This is a genomic window from Klenkia sp. AC732 (genome assembly GCF_979256525.1).
Genome location: NZ_CEEDOS010000012.1, coordinates 91302 through 107590, shown reverse-complemented (window position 1 = coordinate 107590; position 16289 = coordinate 91302). Strand labels below are relative to the sequence as shown.

Genomic DNA, 16289 nt, shown 5'->3' with positions numbered 1-16289 from the left:
GGGCTCGGAGTTGTGTATACGAGACAGGGCGTTCACCGGAGTCCGTCCTCCCACACCACATCTCGTGGGGGAGGACGGACTCTGATCAGGGACCCTGATCCACGCTCGCCCGTCAGTAGGCGACGGCGACGTCGAGCACCCAGGTCACGCCGAACCGGTCGGTGACCATCCCGTAGTGCGGGGAGAACCCAGCCGGGCCCAGGGCCGCCCGCACGGTGCCCCCTTGGGCCAGGCCGTCGAAGCAGCGGGTGATCTCGTCGGCGTCGTCCCCGCGCACGGAGACGTAGAGCGCGTCGGTGCCCGGGTCGTACGCCCGGCCCGGCGGGACGTCGAAGGCCATGACCGAGAACCCGGAGGGCGACTGCACCGCGCCCCAGATGACCTGGTCGTCGACGGCGCCGTCGGCGCGGTCCCGGTCGCTGCCGCCCTGGGCGAAGGTGAAGGCCTGGACCTCGCCGCCGAAGACGTCGGCGTAGTGCTCCAGGGCTGCGCGGGCCTGGCCGCGGAAGTTCAGGTGGGTGGTGGTGGTGACGCTCATGGTGGCTCCTCTGCTCGGTGGGTGAGGACCACTCTGCCGAGGGTGGCGGTCAGTTCCTGACCTACTCGTGGGCCATCCTGGAGGCATGAGCGGGACGCCCGGACGGTTGCTGAGCCTGCTGTCGTTGCTGCAGTCCCGCCGCGACTGGCCGGGCTCGCTGCTGGCGGAGCGGCTGGAGGTCAGCCCGCGCACCGTCCGTCGGGACGTCGACCGGCTGCGCGAGCTGGGCTACCCGGTGCAGGCGTCGATGGGCCCCGACGGCGGCTACCGGCTGGCCCCGGGGGCCGACCTGCCCCCGCTGCTCTTCGACGACGACCAGGCCGTCGCGCTCACCGTCGCTCTGCAGCTGGCCGCCGCCGGCGGGACGGGCACCGGGGCCGCCGCCGAGCGCGCGCTGGCCACGGTCCGGCAGGTGCTGCCCGCGCGGCTGCGGCACCGGGTGGACGCCGTCCAGGTGGCGGCGGTGCCCGGCCGCCCGGCCGTCGACGTCGACCCCGAGGTGCTCCTGGCCGTGTCCGCGGCGGTCCGCGCGCGGCAGGAGCTGCGCTACGACGCCCCGGGCGGCGACGGGGTGCCCCGCCGGGTGCAGCCGCACGCCGTGCTGGCCCGGGACGGCCGCTGGTACCTGCTGGCCTGGGACGTCGACCGGGACGACTGGCGCACTCCCCGGCTGGACCGGATCGCCCCACGCACCCCGCTGGGCGCCCGGTTCGCGCCCCGGGAGGTGCCCGGCGGTGACCCCGCTGCCTTCGTCGCCGCGCTGTTCCGCGGCTCGCGGGACCCCGGCGGTGGGTGGCCGTGCCGGGGTCGCGCGGTGCTCGCCGTCCCGGCGGAGACGGTGGCGCCCTTCGTGGGGAACGGCGCCGTCGAGCCACTGGACGGGGGGCGCTGCCGGGTGTCCACCGGCTCCTGGTCGTGGACCGGGCTGGCGGCCGAGCTGCTGCGGCTGGACGCCGAGCTGTCCGACGTGCAGCCCCGGGAGCTGGTCGAGGCGTTCGCGGTCCTCGCCGGGCGGGCGGGCGCAGCCGGCGCGACCCGGGGTCGTCGACCCACGCGCGGGGGCCTCAGAGCTCCAGGAACATGAGCACCTCGTCGCGGAAGTCGCCGTCGCCCAGGTGCAGGGCGTGCGGCCAGCGGCCGATCTCCCGGTACCCGTGCCGCAGGTAGAAGGGCTCCAGGCCCTGTCCGGCGCGGACGTAGAGGTGCAGGTGGGCCAGGCCCAGCTCGCGGGCGCAGCGGGCGGCCTCGGTGAGCAGCACCGACCCGACGCCCGTGCCCCGGGAGCCCAGCGAGGACTGCACCCGCCGCAGGGTGGCCCAGTGCCGGAAGATCGGCTGCGGGTTGCGGGCCAGCACCAGCCAGCCGGCCAGGGACCCGTCGGGGGCGGTCACCCACAGCAGCCGCTCGTCCGGGGTCAGCGCACCGACGACGGCGTCGGCGGCCGCGGCGACGGTCGCCTCGTCGACCGGGACCTGGGGGAAGCCGACGGCGCCGCCGGCGTTGCTGACCTCGCGCCAGACGGTGGCGAGCTCGGTGGCCATGGCCGGGGTGACCTCGTCGGGGGAGGTCAGCCAGCGCAGTGACAGGTCGGAGCTCATGCCCCGATCCCACCAGCTCCCGCCAGCAGCGACGCGGCCAGGGCTGTCATCACCACTGCGATGACCCCGTCGAGCACCCGCCAGGCGGCCGGCCGGGCGAACACCGGGCGCAGTGCACGGGCCCCCACCCCCAGCCCGGTGAACCACAGCACGCTGGCCACGCACGCCCCGGCGGCGAACCACCAGCGCTGGTCGCCGTGGGTGCCGGCGACCGAGCCCAGCAGGAGCACGGTGTCCAGGTAGACGTGCGGGTTCAGCCAGGTCAGCGCCAGGCAGGTGCCGACGACGGCGGCCGTCCCGACCCGGGCACCCCCGGCGGAGGTGTCCATCGCGGAGGGGCGGACCGCCCGTCGCGCGGCGAGCACCGCGTAGCCGAGCAGGAACAGCCCGCCCGCGACCCGGACGACGGTGACCAGCCACGGCACCCGCTCCAGCACGGCGCCGGTGCCGGCCACGCCGGCCAGGATCAGCACCACGTCGGACAGTGCACAGACCGCGACGACGGTGGCCACGTGCTCCCGGCGCAGGCCCTGGCGCAGCACGTAGGCGTTCTGGGCGCCGATGGCGACGATGAGGGACAGACCGAGACCGAGGCCGGAGAGGACGGCGGAGAGGACCACGGACCCATCCTGAGGCGCCCTGACCGACAGCGCAGTTGTTGATGTGCACGCACCGTAAGCTGTGCTGTCGATGGACCTCGCCCAGCTCCGCGCCCTCGTCGCCGCCGTCGAGACCGGCACCCTCGATGCCGCCGCCGGCCGGCTGCACGTCACGCCGTCCGCGGTGAGCCAGCGGATCCGCGCCCTGGAGGTCGCCACCGGGCAGGTGCTGCTGGTCCGCAGCCGCCCGGTCGTGCCCACCGAGGCCGGCGCCGCGGTGCTCCGGCTGGCCCGCCAGGTCGAGCTGCTGGTCGCCGACACCACCGCCACGCTGGCCGGGGGCACCGACGACGGCGCGCCGCCCGTGGTCCCGGTCGCGGTCAACGCCGACTCGCTGGCCACCTGGTTCCTGCCCGCGCTGGCCCCGGTCGCCGACCGGGTCAGCCTGGACGTCCGGGTCGCCGACCAGGAGCACACCGCCGCCCTGCTGCGCGCCGGCACGGTGATGGCCGCCGTCACCGCGGACGCCGACCCGGTGCCGGGCTGCTCGTCGACCCGGCTGGGCGTGGCCCGGTACCGGCCGATGGCCAGCCGCGCGCTCGCCGAGCGCTGGTTCCCCGACGGTCCGACGGCGGCGGCGCTGCGCCGTGCACCGCTGGTGGCCTTCGACCGGACCGACGACCTGCAGGCGGCCTACCTGCGGCGCCGCACCCACGCCGTCGTCCACCCGCCGACGCACCACGTGCCGTCCTCGGCGGACTACCTGGACGCCGTCCGGCTCGGGTTCGGCTGGGGCATGCTGCCCGACCTGCAGACCGGTCCGGACGACGACCTGGTCGACCTGGACCCGGCCGGCGCGGTCGACGTCGTGCTCTGGTGGCAGCAGTGGAAGCTGCGCTCCCCGAGCCTGGACCTGGTCGCCGACGCCGTCGCCCGGGCCGCCCGCGCCGCCCTGGGGTGACCGGGTCGGGGCTGACCACGCCCAGACCTCAGCCGGGCAGCAGCCCGTACAGCAGGTCCACGCCCCACGTCGCGGCGACCGCAGCCGGGGCCAGCAGCACCAGCGCGACCGCCCGGGTCCGGCCGTGCCGGGGCAGCACCCCGGCCACCACCAGCGCGACGACGACCCCGGCCACCGCCTGGACCGGGTGCAGCACGCCCGGGGCGTCCCCGGTGGCGGCCAGCCAGAGCTCCCACAGCGTCCGGTCGGCCAGCGCGAGCGCGGCGGCACCGGCCAGGACGGCGCCGGGCAGCACGCCGCGGTGGCGGGTCGCCAGGTGGACCACGACGGCGAACAGCGGCACCGCGGTCAGCGAGAGGACCGTCCAGGCGGCCAGCAGCACCAGCTGTCCCCGGAGGTCGAACCCCAGCACGACGACGGCGAAGGCGTAGTAGGCCAGGCTCATCACCGCGAAGAAGACGGCGCTGCCCACGGCTGCCAGCCGGCCCGTGGGTGCGGCCCGGGCCAGCAGTGCCACGGCCAGCACCCAGGCCGCGGGGTGGGAGCCGAGGTCGGCGAGCCAGCCCACACCGGAGGCGTCGGCGGCCTTCGCGGCCACCCCGGTGAGCGCACCCAGGGCGGCCGCGAGGAGCAGGCCGCGGGCTACGCCCGGAAGTTGGCCTGGATCCGCTGCAGCAGGAAGTCCCCGGCCGTCATCGGCTCGTGGGTGCCCGCCGGGGTCTGGATCAGCGCGTCGGCGTCGGCCTGGGCGAAGAAGGCCATCGAGTACCGGGGTGCCAGCGAGTCGCCGCGACCGGGTGCTGCCACCCGGTGGAAGTTCGACGGCAGGCGGTCGTCGCTCCACCGCATGAGCATGTCACCGACGTTGCAGGTGATGGCCTCGTCGGAGGCCGGGACCGGGGTCCACGCGTACCCCTCGTCCGTGGGCCGGGCGGCCTCGGCGCCGGGCAGGACCTGCAGCCCGTCCTGGCCGGCCCGCTGGAAGAGCAGGGTGAGGCAGTCGAAGTCGGTGTGCGCGCCGGCCCGCCACGTCCCGGGCGTGTCGAGCAGGTCCTCCGGGAAGGCCATGTAGTGGATCAGCCGCAGGCACGACCGGTACTGCGGGGACGACGGGTCGTGCACGCCGGCGAAGAAGTCCCGGTCCATGCCGAGCCGGTCGGCGAAGCAGGACAGCACCTGCATCGCCACGGTCCAGCAGCGGGACTCGAAGGCCAGCAGGGTGTCCCGGAAGCCGGCGACCTCCTCCTCGGCGGGCCACAGCCCGTCCATGAAGGGCCGGGTCAGCTGCCAGGACTCCTTCTGGTCCGGGGTGCCGACCGAGGGCCGCACCTGGCTCCTGGACTCCCAGCCGGCGTTGAGGCCCTTCTTCATCGGGTACCTCGCCTTCACCTCCGCGGGCAGGGCGAAGAAGGCCTGCGAGGCGGCGAAGGCGGCATCGACGTCCGTCGCGGTGATGCCGTGGTCGACGACCTGGAAGAAGCCGATGTCCGTGGCGGCCTGCCACAGCTGTTCGGTGACCTCGGCCCGGCGGGCCTCGAAGTCGGCCAGGGAGACCCGGCGGACCTCCCGGTCGGTGGTCAGGGTGCCGACGGCGCCCATCCGGGACTCGCGGTCCAGTTCGGTCAGGGTGGTGGTCATCGTGGTGTCCCCCGAGGGGAGGCCGCACGGCAGACGCCGCGGCTCTGGCCACCATGCAAGTGGCCCCACCGGGACGGTGGCAAGACCCTGCGACCAGACGTCACACGGTGTTGACACCGGCGTCGCGGGTCGCCGCTGCCCCACGACGACCCGCGAGCCGGCAGGCCGTCCGGACCGGCGTGGTCTCCACGGTCCGGACGGCGGTCTGTGTCACCGGGCGGCGAGCACCCGCGCCCGGACGTCGGTCTTGAGCACCTTGCCGACGGTGGAGCGCGGCAGGTCCTCCCACACCCACACCTCCTTGGGCGCCTTGACGCTGCCGATGCGCTCCTTGACGAACGCCGTCACCGCGGCGGTGTCGACCTGCGCCCCGGCCCGGGCCTGCACGACGGCGACGACCCGCTCGCCCCACTTCTCGTCGGGCACCCCGACGACGGCGCAGTCGGCGACGTCGGGGTGGGCCATGAGGGCGTTCTCCACCTCGGCGGAGTACACGTTGAACCCGCCCGAGATGATCATGTCCTTGGCCCGGTCGACGATGTAGAGCCAGTTGTCGGCGTCCAGGTAGCCGATGTCCCCGGTGTGGTGCCAGCCGTGCTCCCCGGCCGCCGCGGTGGCCGCCGGGTCGCCCAGGTAGCCGGCCATCACCAGCGAGCTGCGGACGACGACCTCCCCGCGCTCCCCGGCCGGCAGCAGGGTGCCGTCCTCGGCCATCACCGCCACGGTCACCAGCGGCGAGGGCCGCCCGGCCGAGGTGAGCCGCTCCACCGCGACCGTGCCGTCGGCCCGCCAGTGGTCGGCCGGGGCCATGGTGGACACCATCATCGGCGCCTCGGACTGGCCGAACAGCTGGGCCATCGGGCCGATCCGGTGCAGCGCCTCCTCCAGCCGGGCGGCCGAGATCGGTGCTGCGCCGTACCAGAAGCAGCGCAGCGAGGACAGGTCCGTGGCGTCGAGCCGGGGGTGGTCCAGCAGCATGTAGACCAGCGTCGGTGGCAGGAACGCGTGGCTCACCCGGTGCCGCGGGACGGCGTCGAGCAGGTCGTCCAGCGACGGCGTCCGCAGCACCACGACGTGTCCGCCCAGCGCCATGACCGGGAAGCAGAGCACCCCGGCGGCGTGGGTCAGCGGGGCCAGCGCCAGGTAGACGGGCCGGTCGGGGAAGGGGTAGCTCATCAGCGTGATCGCCGACATCGTCTCGATGGAGCGGTCGGTGAGCAGCACGCCCTTGGGGCGCCCGGTGGTCCCGCCGGTGCCGACCACCATGACCACGTCGTCCACGGGTTCGACCTGCAGCGGCTCGGCCGGGACGCCGTCGAGCCACTGGGCCAGCGAGGGCACCCCGTGCTCGTCGGAGTCCAGGCAGACCAGGGTGGTCAGCGCTGGCAGCCGGTCGCGGATCGCGGCCACCAGGGGGGCGAAGGAGGCCTGGAAGAGCAGCGCGGTGCAGCCGAAGAGCTCCAGCAGCTCCTGGTTCTCGGCGGCCTGGTTGCGCGGGTTGACCGGCGCCCAGACCGCGCCGGCCCGGGCGATGCCGAAGACGCAGGAGAACGCGACCGGGTCGTTGGCGGACAGGACCGCCACCGTCTGGCCGGGCAGGACGCCCGAGCGCGCGAGCGCCCGGGCGACCTGCCAGCTGACCTCCTGGACCTCCCCGTAGCTGTGGGTGGTGTCCCCGGCGGTCAGGCACGGGGCGTCCCGGCCGAGCGAGGCGCCCTTGTCCAGCCACGACGTCAGGCCCGCGGAGGTCGGCGTCATCAGCGGTGCTCGGTGACGACCGGGTCGAGCACGAGGCCGAACTGGCGCAGGACGCCGAGCAGCTGCCGGTGGCCGAACGCCTGACAGCCCGAGGCGAACCCGGCCCGCAGCGGCTTCTGCTGCAGCAGCGACATCGCGGCCCAGGCCTGCAGCAGGCCGGTCTGCTTGTAGTTGCTGTTGCCGTGGATGACCACGTGCTTGCGGCCCAGCGGACCCGAGGCGTACACGGAGTCGATCGAGGTGTTCAGCCGCGGGTTCTCCCGCGGCGGCATCCCGGCGCTCCACGCCGCGGCGATCTCGGCGAGCTTCTCGTCCCACTGCTCGCGGGGCAGGGTCTTGATCTCGCTCTCGACCATCGCGGTGGTGGCCACGACGGCCTCCATGACCGGCTTGTTCATGACGCCGCCGGCGACCTTGACCGTCGACACCCGTGGGTCGTCCTTGAACCAGACCGGGTGCGAGGTGCCGCCCCACGGCACGGCCAGGGCCAGCTCGTGGCTGCCGGGCACGACCACGTCGAACGTCGTGGTGGGCTCGAACTGGACGTAGGCGTTCTCCTGCAGGTGGAACCAGTCCGCCTTGAGGATGGTGAAGATCGTCTCGGTGGAGGCGGTGGTCGGGAAGCCCTTCCACAGCACCAGGACGTCGAGGGTGTCCAGGCCCGGGGTCTCCAGCGCGATGTTGATCGCGATCTCGCCGGTCGTGTACATCTGCGCGATGCCGGGGGACAGCAGCAGCCCGGCCTCGGCGAACCGGGTGCCCCAGCGCTGCTGGCACTCCAGCACCCAGTCCTGCTCGCCGGTGGTGTCCAGGTAGTGCGCGCCGGCGGCCAGGCAGGCGTCGACCACCTGCGGGCCCAGGTTGATGAACGGCCCGACCATGTTGCAGACCACCTGCGCGCCGCGGAACAGCTCGGTGAGCGCCTCGACGGTGTGCTCGACCTCGACCACCTCGTAGGAGGCCGTCTCGATGCCGGGGATCTTCTCGACGACCTCGCGGACCCGGGCGGCGTCCCGGCCGGCGGCGACGAAGGGCACGCCGAGCTCGCGCAGGTACTCGCAGACCAGGCGTCCGGTGTACCCCGAGGCGCCGTAGACGACGACGGGCTTCGGTGTGGTCGTGGTGGCGGGAGCGGTCACGAGCCCATCCCGCCGTCCACGGGCAGGCCCGCGCCGTTGACGAAGCGGGCGGCGTCCGACGCCAGGAAGACCACGGCATCGGCCATGTCGCCCACCTCGCCCAGCCGGCCGGACGGCGTCAGGGCGACGACGGTGCCGACGGCCTCCTCGACCGAGGGGAACAGCCCGAGCTCGGCCATGTCCACGGCCAGCTGGTTGCCCATCGTGGTGGGGACCAGGCCGGGGTACACGCAGTTGACCCGTACCCCGTAGCCGAGCTTGCCGGACTCGGCGGCCGCGACCCGGGTGAGCCGGTCGACGGCGGACTTGGTGGCCGAGTACCCGGAGATGCCGGGGAAGGCGATGGTCGCGGCGACCGAGGAGATGTTGACGATCGAGCCGCCGGACCCGGCGACGCCGCCCGGGCGCATCGCGCGCAGGCCGTGCTTGATGCCCAGCGCCGTGCCGAGCACGTTCACCTCGAGCATGGTGCGCAGGTCCTCGGGGCGGAACTCGCTGATCAGCGCGGAGATCTCGACGCCGGCGTTGTTGACCAGCACGTCCAGCCCGCCGAGCAGCTCGGCGGCCTGGGCGGTGCCGGCCTCCCAGCTGGCCTCGTCGGTGACGTCCAGGTGCACGAACCCGGTGGTGACGCCGTGGGTCTCGGCGATCTGCTCGGCGACGGCCTTGCCGTCGGAGTCCAGCAGGTCGGCGATGACCACCGACGCGCCGTGCCGGGCCAGGGCCTCGGCCATGCCCTGCCCCAGACCGCGAGCACCCCCCGTGACCAGTGCCTTGCGTCCTGCGAGGTCGAAGACGGACATCGACTGCCCTCCGTGTCGTCACGTCACCGGCTCCGCGGCCCACGTTGGCTGCGGTCGCCCTGTGACGCCGGTCATGCTGGTCCCGTGTCTTGACGACTGTCAAGCTTTTCCTTGACGATCGTCCAGGTCCCACCTCCCGGGGGTCGGCGCGGTTACCCTCGGTGCACCGGGGCACAGGAGGTGGGCACGTGGACGAGCGGGTGGACAAGTCGGCGGCACGGCGTGCCGAGCTGGCCGGGGCGACCCTGAAGACGCTGTCCGAGCTGGGCTACGCCCGCACGAGCCTGCGCGAGATCGCGCAGAACTCGGACTTCAGCCACGGCGTCCTGCACTACTACTTCCGGGACAAGGTCGACCTGATCACGCACTGCGTGCGTGAGTACAAGGCCGTCTGCGTGACCCGCTACGACCAGGTCGTGGCCACCGCCACCACCCCGGCCCAGCTGCAGGCCGGCTTCCTGGACAAGCTCGCGCAGACCCTCGTCGAGGAGCCGCACATGCACCGGCTCTGGTACGACCTGCGCAACCAGTCGATGTTCGAGGAGTCCTTCCGGGCCGACGTCGCGGCCATCGACGCCAGCCTGGAGCGGATGGTCTGGCGGGTGGTGAGCCGGTTCGCCGAGCTGCTGGACACCCCGCCCCGGGTCTCCTCCGCCACGATGTACGCCCTGTTCGACGGCCTCTTCCAGCAGGCCCTGCTCCGCCAGCTCGCCGGCGACCCCGACGCCGCCGCCGACCTGCAGGCCGCGGTCACCTCGGTGGTCGCCCAGGTCGTCCCGCTCGAGCGCGAGCCGGTCGCGGGCTGAGAGCTCGCCGCGGTTCTGGTTGGGTGGAGGACGGACGCCGGGACCACCCCGGCACCGAACCCCCAGGAGCACCCGTGGCCGAGCCCACCCGCCCCGACGTCGAGCCGCCGACCGGCCCGGCCCCCGCCGACCTGGTCATCGAGGACATCACCGTCGGTGACGGCGCTGAGGCCACCAACGGCAGCCTCGTCCGCGCCCACTACGTCGGCGTCACCCACGACGGCGGCGAGCAGTTCGACGCTTCGTGGGACCGCGGCGACCCGCTGGAGTTCCAGCTCGGCGTCGGCATGGTCATCGCCGGCTGGGACGAGGGCATCGCCGGGATGAAGGTCGGCGGCCGCCGCCGGCTCACCATCCCCGCGCACAAGGCCTACGGCGACCGTGGCGCCGGCGGCGTCATCAAGCCCGGCGCCACCCTGGTCTTCGTGGTGGACCTGGTCGGCGTCCGCTGACCGGACCCACCCCGGGCCCGGCCGGCTGGCAGTCCGCCTCGCGCGTGCACCAGCTGGCCGGGTCCAGCCCGTACGCCGTCGTCCCCGCCGAGGGCGGTCCCGACGTCGTCCTGGACGCCGTCGACGCTCAGTGGACGATGCTGGCGCACCGCAACGGGCTGCGGAAGACCGTCTCCCACCAGGTGCTGGGCGGTCTCGTCGTCGGCGTGCTGGCGCTGCCGGGCCTGCTCTAGCCGGACGTGTGGTGCACGGCCTCGACGTTGTTGCCGTCGGGGTCGCGCAGGAACGTCCCGTAGTAGCCCGGGTGGTACTCCGGGAACACCCGCGGTGCGTGCAGCACCTCGTAGCCCGCGGCCACCGCCGCGGCGTGCACCGCGTCGACCGCGGTCCGGTCGGGCGCGCTGAAGGCGACGTGCGCCTCGTAGCTCGTGCCCGGGGCGGCCGGGGAGAGCCAGAAGTGCGGGGGACCCGGCCCGTCGGCGACGCCGATGACCGGCCCCGCCGGGGTCTCGAAGCGCATCGCCTCACGGAAGCCCAGCGGGGCGAAGGCGGTCACGTAGAACGCCAGCGCGGCGTCCGGGTCGGCGCAGGGGATCCCCAGGTGGTCCAGCACCCGGCCGAGTGTGGCCTTGCCCACCCGTGCCCGACAACCCCCGGGAACAGCCCGACGTGGCCCGGCGTTGCGCCGCGCGTGAAGGTCGAGATCTGGTCCGACGTCGTCTGTCCCTGGTGCTACATCGGCAAGCGCCGCTTCGAGACCGCGCTGTCGCGGTTCGAGCACGCCGACGACGTCGAGGTGGTGTGGCGGTCCTTCCAGCTGGACCCCTCCGTCGCCGAGGGTGACGTGCACCCCGCCCTGCCTGCGCTGGCCGCCAAGTACGGCCGCAGCGAGGACGAGATGCGCACGCAGATGACCCAGCTCGACGCGCTCGCCGCCGAGGAGGGCCTGGACTACGACCTGGCCAACGGTGTCAGCGGCAACACCCTGCTGGCCCACCAGCTCCTCCACCTGGCCGCCGAGCACGGCCGCCAGGACGCGGCGAAGGAACGGCTGCTGCACGCGCACTTCGAGGAGCGCCGCTCGGTCTTCGAGGTCGACGCACTGGTCGAGCTCGGCACCGAGGTCGGTCTGGACGGCGACGAGGTGCGCGCCGCGCTGACCGACCGCCGCCACCTGCCCGCCGTCCAGGACGACATCGCCACCGCCCGCGCCCTGGGCGCCACCGGCGTGCCGTTCTTCGTCGTCGACCGGACCTACGGCGCGTCCGGTGCCCAGCCCCCGGAGCAGCTGCTCGCCGTGCTGGAGCGCGCCTGGGCCGACACCCACCCGGTGCTCACCACGGTGCCGCCGGCGCAGGGCTGCACCGACGACAGCTGCACCGTCTGAGTCAGCGGGCCAGCTTCGCCGCGCGCTGCAGCGCGACCTCGGCGTCCGCGGCCAGTCGGCGGACGACGTCGGTCGCGGACCGCTCGTCGACCACCTGCCCGACCGCCTCGCCGGCGTAGACCGGTGCCGCGCTGAGGTCGCCGGTGGTCCGGGCGGTCCGCACGCGCTGCGCGGTCGCGGCGTCCCCGCGCAGCTCGTCCTCGCGGCCGTGCCAGGCCCGGGTGACGTCGTTGGCCAGCGCCCGGCCGGGGTAGCGGGAGGGCCAGTCCAGGCCCTGGGCGATGTCGAAGACGCTGGTCAGCACGGTGTCCTCGCCGCCCGCGGCGCGCACCCGGGCCCGGGTGGCGTCGGTGCCGGTGCCCTCCGGGGAGGCCAGCAGCGCGGTGCCGACCCAGGCGCCCGCGGCACCGGCGACCAGCACCGCGGCCAGTGCCGCGCCGGTCGCGATCCCGCCGGCGGCCAGCACCGGCCGGTCGGTGCGGGCCAGCACGTCCACCAGCAGCGGCAGGGTGGCCCGGTGGCCGGTGTGCCCACCGGCCTCGGTGCCCTGCGCGACGAGCACGTCGGCGCCGGCGTCCACCGCCCGGTCGACGTCGGCCAGCGTGTGCACCGAGGTGGCGACGGCGATCCCGGCGTCGTGCAGCGGGCCGACGAAGGGGGAGGGGTCCCCGAAGGACACCGACACCATCGCGGGCTGCGCGGCGATCGCCGCGGCCAGCTGGTCGGGCCGGTCGGCCAGCACCCACGCCATCAGCCCGATCCCGAAGGACACGTCGGACTCCTCGGGCAGCCGGGCCTGCTCGGTGATCCAGTCCGCCGGGGTCGACGGGCCCACGCCGATCATCCCCAGCCCGCCCCCCAGGGACACCGCGCGGGCCAGCTCGCCGCCGGCCACGCCGGCCATCGGGGCGCTGAACACGGGGACGTCGAGGTCGAACCAACGGGTGAGCGGGGTGCGGATCACGGGTCCAGCGTGCCCCGCCGGGCCGCGGCCTGCTGTCGCTAGGGTCGGGCGGGTGGACGGCAGCCGCGGTGTGCGCATCTCCGACGCCGACCGGGAGCGCGCCGCCCAGCGGCTCCAGACGGCGATGGCCGAGGGTCGGATCACCATGCTCGAGCTCGACGAGCGGCTGGGCGTGGTCTACGCCGCCCGGTACGCCGACGAGCTGGTCCCCCCGCTGGCCGACCTGCCCCCGGTGCCCGGTCCGCCCGGGGTGGCCGGCCCGCCCGCGCCGGCGTCGGCGTGGCACCCGCCCGTCGTCGCGCACCCGGGCGTCCCGGTCCCCGCGGACGCCCCTGTCGTGCTGCGCAGCGGGGTCGGGGACATCAAGCGCAAGGGCCGCTGGGCGGTCCCGCCCCGGCTGCGGGTGCACAGCACGATGGGCACCGTGGTGCTCGACTTCTGCGACACCGAGGTGCCGCACGCCGTCGTCGACATCGAGGTGCAGCTCGGTGCCGGGTCGGCCCGCATCCTGGTGCCCGACGGCGCCTCCGCCGACGTCGACGGGGTCAACGCCGGGATGGGCAGCGTGACCTGCAAGGTCTCCTCCCTGCCCCAGCCCGGGATGCCGCACTTCCGGGTGCACGGCAAGGCCGGCATGGGCTCGGTGACCGTCCGGAACCGCTACCGCTTCGGCGGTCACCGGTTCTGAGGGCCGTCGACGACCTCGTCGACGGGCGCGTCCAGCGGTCCTGCGCGGGTAGGGGGCCCAGGTGACCACCCCGCTGCGCGCCGTCGACCGAGGGGGCGACGGGCTGCCCGTCGTCCTGCTGCCCGCCTTCCCGCTCGACCACCGCCTCTGGGACGACGTCGCCGCCCTGCTACCGGACACGCTGCGGCCGATCGCGGTCGACCTGCCCGGCCTGGGCTCACCGACGGCGGGGGAGCCCTCGCTGCACGCCGCCGTCGACGGGGTGCTCGCGCTGCTGGACTCCCTCGGGGTGGACCGTGCGGTCGTGGCCGGGCTGTCCACCGGTGGCTACGTCGCCGCGATGCTGGCCGGTCGGGCACCGGACCGGGTGGCCGCGCTGGCGCTCTGCGACACCACCACCGAGGTCGGCCCGCCCGACGAGCCCGACGCCCGCCGGGAGACCGCCCGCCAGCTCGAGGGCGCGCTGGGCATCGGTGCCGTGCTGGACTCGGTCGCCGACGGCCTGGGGCCGCACGCCGGACCGGAGCTGGCCGGGCGGGTGCGGCAGATGGTCGAGTCCCGCGACCCCGCGGAGGTCGCGTGGGTGTGCCGGGCGCTGGCCGACCGGCCGGACACCACCGAGGCGCTGCGCGGGTACCCCGGGCCGGTGCTGCTGCTCGCCGGGGAGCACGACACCCCGACGCCACCGGCGGAGCGGCTGGCGCAGCTGCGGGCCGTCCGGCCCGACGCAGCCGTCGTGGTCGTGCCCGGGTCGGGCCACCTCACCGCGCTGGAGTCCCCGGCCGACGTCGCCGATGCGCTCACCGCGCTGGCCGGCCGGGTGGCCCCGCCCCGCTGAGGGGACGGGGCCGGTCGGCCCAGCCGGCCTCCGGCGTCCCCGTCTCCGTGCGCGGTCAGCGCGAGTGCACGGTCAGGGGGACTGCTCGGTGAGCTGCTCGTCGGGCTCGCCGGCCGGGTCGGCGTCGGCCAGCTCGTCGTCGCCGGCGGTCAGCTCGTCGTCCTCGGTGGAGGCCAGGTCGGCGCCCTGGCCCAGCGCGCCGGGGTCGGCCTGGGTGGTGCGGGGGTCGTGCAACGGGTCGGGGACGTCGGGATCGGTGACGGTCATGCCGGTGCCGTGCCCCGGTGGGCGTCGTCCGAACCGGTCCTCGACAGCGCGGCCCGGCTGCGCCAGGCTCGCCGCTGTCGCGAGGAGGCCACGATGAGCGAGCCCGGCACGGTCACCACCGAGGACGACGGCGTGCGGGTGCGGGTCACCCGGCACTGGTCGCTGCCCCCCGAGCGGGTCTGGGCCGCCCTCACCGAGCCGGAGCCGCTGGCCCGCTGGATCGGGCGGTACGACGGCGAGCGCCGGGCCGCTGGCAGCGGGACGTTCACCATGACCGCCGAGGACGGCGCGACCGGCGACCCGCTGACCGTGGTGGAGTGCGCCCGGCCCGAGCGGCTGGTGGTCCGCTGGGTGCAGCCGGGCGATGCCGGCTGGCAGGTCGAGCTCCACCTGGCCGAGGCCGACGGCGGCACCGCGCTGGTGCTCGGGCAGCTGCTGCCGCCCGGCACCGACGGGACGGACGTCGCGCTGGGCTGGCAGTGGTACCTGACCCGGCTGGACGCGGTGCTCACCGGCGGCCCGCCGGCGCCCGGCTGGGACGACTTCCTCGCCGCCTCGTCCCGCCGGTCCTGACGCCGGCCGTGGTCAGGCGCGCGGCGGGGCGAGCTGGACCGGGTCGGGGCCGGTCCACGGGCCGATCGAGGTCAGCAGCCTGTCCCGGGAAGCCAGCCGCGGCCCGGACTGCACCGGCCAGGCGTCGTAGGAGCCGGTCAGCTCGCGGGCGGCGTGCAGCGGCCAGTTGGGGTCGTCCTGCGCGGCCCGGGCCAGTGCGACCAGGTCGGCCTGCCCGGTGGCCAGCACGGCCTCGGCCTGGGCCGGCTCGGTGAGCAGGCCGACCGCCATCGTGGGCAGCCCGCTGCCCGCCTTGACCGCGGCGGCCGCCGGCACCTGGTAGCCGTAGCCGATCGGGTGCGCCCAGCCACCGCCGATGCCGCCACCGGAGGTGTCCACGGCGTCCACGCCGAGGGCGGCCAGCTCGCGGGCGAAGGCGACGGTCTCCTCCAGCGTCGTCCCGTCGGCCGCACCGTCGACGGCGGAGACCCGGACCAGCAGCGGCCTGTCCGCGGGCCACGCGGCGCGCACCGCGGCCACCACCTCCAGCGGGAACCGCATCCGGGCCGCCGGCGAGCCGCCGTAGGCGTCGGTGCGGGTGTTGGTCAGCGGGGAGAGGAACTGGTTGAGCAGGTAGCCGTGCGCGGCGTGCACCTCGACGACGTCGAAGCCGGCCCGCTCCGCCCGCCGGGTGGCGGCCACCCAGTCCGCGACGAGGGCGGCCAGCTCGTCGGTGCCCAGCGCGTGCGGCTGCGGCCAGCCCTCGCCCAGCGGGACGTCGCTCGCCGACACCGTCGGCCAGGGGTCCTCACCGGGCCGGGCGGTGTCCGGGGTGACCGGGCCCTCGCCGTCCCAGGGGCGGTGGGTGGAGGCCTTGCCGCCGGCGTGCGCCAGCTGGACCCCGGCGACGGTGCCCTGGGAGTGCAGGAAGGAGACCACCCGGGCCAGTCCCTCGACCTGGCCGTCGTCCCAGAGGCCGACGTCGCCGTGGCTGATCCGGCCGTCGCGGGTGACCGCGGTGGCCTCCACCAGGACGGTGCCGAAGCCGCCGAGGGCGAACCGGCCCAGGTGGGCCAGGTGGTAGTCGCCGACGACGCCCTCGGTGACGGAGTACTGGCACATCGGGGCGACCACGAGCCGGTTGGGCAGGGTCACACCGCGCAGGGTGAGGGGGGTGAAGAGAGCGGGAGGGGTCACGTCCGGGGTCAACCCGGTGGCCCCGGAGGGGCTTCCCGGCCCGTCCAGGTGCGAGAGACGTCGCAGACGTCTACCCCCCTGGACAAGACGTCTTGTACGTCTCG

Annotated in this window: 21 protein-coding genes; 9 read left to right on the top strand and 12 right to left on the bottom strand. The window is 75.1% G+C overall.

Translation table 11 applies throughout. From position 1 onward, the window contains the following. Positions 1-112: 112 nt before the first annotated feature. Positions 113-538 (bottom strand): VOC family protein, encoded by a 426-nt coding sequence (locus AC0IVP_RS07955; protein ID WP_056295118.1) that lies wholly within the window; start codon positions 536-538, stop codon positions 113-115. Between the two features lie 85 nt (positions 539-623). Between AC0IVP_RS07955 and AC0IVP_RS07950 the strand changes: the two genes are divergently transcribed. Next, the gene (locus AC0IVP_RS07950; protein WP_157519398.1) at positions 624-1622 is read left to right on the top strand and encodes a helix-turn-helix transcriptional regulator; all 999 of its coding nucleotides are present in this window, start codon (positions 624-626) and stop codon (positions 1620-1622) included. On the opposite strand, the gene AC0IVP_RS07945 is transcribed toward AC0IVP_RS07950, so the two are convergent. After that, positions 1603-2136, bottom strand: coding sequence for a GNAT family N-acetyltransferase (locus AC0IVP_RS07945; RefSeq protein WP_056295116.1), 534 nt, complete (start codon positions 2134-2136; stop codon positions 1603-1605). The genes AC0IVP_RS07950 and AC0IVP_RS07945 overlap by 20 nt on opposite strands. Beyond that, on the bottom strand, positions 2133-2756 hold the full coding sequence (locus AC0IVP_RS07940) for a LysE/ArgO family amino acid transporter (RefSeq protein WP_471755755.1): 624 nt from the start codon (positions 2754-2756) through the stop codon (positions 2133-2135). The genes AC0IVP_RS07945 and AC0IVP_RS07940 overlap by 4 nt, the downstream gene beginning before the upstream one ends. A gap of 70 nt (positions 2757-2826) precedes the next feature. Here AC0IVP_RS07940 and AC0IVP_RS07935 point away from each other — a divergent pair, with 70 nt between their 5' ends. Next, a complete protein-coding gene (locus tag AC0IVP_RS07935; protein ID WP_471755753.1) occupies positions 2827-3696 on the top strand; it encodes a LysR family transcriptional regulator ArgP in 870 nt (289 codons plus the stop codon). A gap of 28 nt (positions 3697-3724) precedes the next feature. On the opposite strand, the gene AC0IVP_RS07930 is transcribed toward AC0IVP_RS07935, so the two are convergent. The 5 genes from AC0IVP_RS07930 to AC0IVP_RS07910 all read right to left on the bottom strand — a co-directional run bounded on the left by AC0IVP_RS07930 (position 3725) and on the right by AC0IVP_RS07910 (position 9034). Beyond that, positions 3725-4294 (bottom strand): hypothetical protein, encoded by a 570-nt coding sequence (locus AC0IVP_RS07930; protein ID WP_056295110.1) that lies wholly within the window; start codon positions 4292-4294, stop codon positions 3725-3727. Positions 4295-4338: 44 nt separating this feature from the next. Next, positions 4339-5334: a 2-oxoglutarate and iron-dependent oxygenase domain-containing protein gene (locus tag AC0IVP_RS07925; RefSeq protein WP_471755751.1), complete on the bottom strand. Its 996-nt coding sequence runs from the start codon at positions 5332-5334 to the stop codon at positions 4339-4341. A gap of 210 nt (positions 5335-5544) precedes the next feature. Then, the gene (locus AC0IVP_RS07920) at positions 5545-7092 is read right to left on the bottom strand and encodes an AMP-binding protein (RefSeq protein WP_471755749.1); all 1548 of its coding nucleotides are present in this window, start codon (positions 7090-7092) and stop codon (positions 5545-5547) included. Further along, positions 7092-8231: a DUF5938 domain-containing protein gene (locus AC0IVP_RS07915; protein WP_471755747.1), complete on the bottom strand. Its 1140-nt coding sequence runs from the start codon at positions 8229-8231 to the stop codon at positions 7092-7094. Before AC0IVP_RS07915 ends, AC0IVP_RS07920 begins: the two co-directional genes overlap by 1 nt. Beyond that, the gene (locus AC0IVP_RS07910; protein WP_056295098.1) at positions 8228-9034 is read right to left on the bottom strand and encodes an SDR family NAD(P)-dependent oxidoreductase; all 807 of its coding nucleotides are present in this window, start codon (positions 9032-9034) and stop codon (positions 8228-8230) included. The genes AC0IVP_RS07915 and AC0IVP_RS07910 overlap by 4 nt, the downstream gene beginning before the upstream one ends. A 188-nt stretch (positions 9035-9222) precedes the next feature. Here AC0IVP_RS07910 and AC0IVP_RS07905 point away from each other — a divergent pair, with 188 nt between their 5' ends. The 3 genes from AC0IVP_RS07905 to AC0IVP_RS07895 all read left to right on the top strand — a co-directional run bounded on the left by AC0IVP_RS07905 (position 9223) and on the right by AC0IVP_RS07895 (position 10525). Next, complete coding sequence (locus AC0IVP_RS07905) at positions 9223-9840, top strand: TetR/AcrR family transcriptional regulator (RefSeq protein ID WP_235564767.1); 618 nt, start codon at positions 9223-9225, stop codon at positions 9838-9840. A 74-nt stretch (positions 9841-9914) separates the two neighbouring features. Next, the gene (locus AC0IVP_RS07900) at positions 9915-10292 is read left to right on the top strand and encodes an FKBP-type peptidyl-prolyl cis-trans isomerase (RefSeq protein ID WP_056295092.1); all 378 of its coding nucleotides are present in this window, start codon (positions 9915-9917) and stop codon (positions 10290-10292) included. A gap of 44 nt (positions 10293-10336) precedes the next feature. Further along, positions 10337-10525: a hypothetical protein gene (locus AC0IVP_RS07895; protein WP_471755745.1), complete on the top strand. Its 189-nt coding sequence runs from the start codon at positions 10337-10339 to the stop codon at positions 10523-10525. Here AC0IVP_RS07895 and AC0IVP_RS07890 read toward each other — a convergent pair. Further along, positions 10522-10929 carry a VOC family protein gene (locus AC0IVP_RS07890; protein ID WP_471755743.1) on the bottom strand — a complete coding sequence of 136 codons (408 nt, stop codon included), beginning with the start codon at positions 10927-10929 and terminating at the stop codon, positions 10522-10524. The two genes, AC0IVP_RS07895 and AC0IVP_RS07890, sit on opposite strands and share 4 nt — an antisense overlap. A 54-nt stretch (positions 10930-10983) precedes the next feature. On the opposite strand from AC0IVP_RS07890, the gene AC0IVP_RS07885 reads away from it, so the two are divergent. Then, positions 10984-11679: a DsbA family oxidoreductase gene (locus AC0IVP_RS07885; protein WP_471755741.1), complete on the top strand. Its 696-nt coding sequence runs from the start codon at positions 10984-10986 to the stop codon at positions 11677-11679. 1 nt (position 11680) lies between these two features. Here the strand turns inward: AC0IVP_RS07885 and AC0IVP_RS07880 are convergent, their stop codons facing one another. After that, positions 11681-12643, bottom strand: a complete 963-nt coding sequence (locus AC0IVP_RS07880; RefSeq protein WP_471755739.1) for an NAD(P)H-dependent flavin oxidoreductase — start codon at positions 12641-12643, stop codon at positions 11681-11683. 52 nt (positions 12644-12695) lie between these two features. Here AC0IVP_RS07880 and AC0IVP_RS07875 point away from each other — a divergent pair, with 52 nt between their 5' ends. Continuing rightward, positions 12696-13331 carry a DUF1707 SHOCT-like domain-containing protein gene (locus tag AC0IVP_RS07875; RefSeq protein WP_471755737.1) on the top strand — a complete coding sequence of 212 codons (636 nt, stop codon included), beginning with the start codon at positions 12696-12698 and terminating at the stop codon, positions 13329-13331. Between the two features lie 61 nt (positions 13332-13392). Next, positions 13393-14169, top strand: coding sequence for an alpha/beta fold hydrolase (locus AC0IVP_RS07870; protein WP_471755735.1), 777 nt, complete (start codon positions 13393-13395; stop codon positions 14167-14169). 72 nt (positions 14170-14241) lie between these two features. Here the strand turns inward: AC0IVP_RS07870 and AC0IVP_RS07865 are convergent, their stop codons facing one another. After that, positions 14242-14436, bottom strand: coding sequence for a hypothetical protein (locus AC0IVP_RS07865; protein ID WP_056300706.1), 195 nt, complete (start codon positions 14434-14436; stop codon positions 14242-14244). A gap of 93 nt (positions 14437-14529) precedes the next feature. Here AC0IVP_RS07865 and AC0IVP_RS07860 point away from each other — a divergent pair, with 93 nt between their 5' ends. Then, positions 14530-15009, top strand: coding sequence for an SRPBCC family protein (locus tag AC0IVP_RS07860; protein ID WP_471755733.1), 480 nt, complete (start codon positions 14530-14532; stop codon positions 15007-15009). Positions 15010-15021: 12 nt separating this feature from the next. On the opposite strand, the gene AC0IVP_RS07855 is transcribed toward AC0IVP_RS07860, so the two are convergent. Next, positions 15022-16185, bottom strand: a complete 1164-nt coding sequence (locus tag AC0IVP_RS07855; protein WP_471755731.1) for an NADH:flavin oxidoreductase/NADH oxidase — start codon at positions 16183-16185, stop codon at positions 15022-15024. Positions 16186-16289 lie beyond the last annotated feature (104 nt).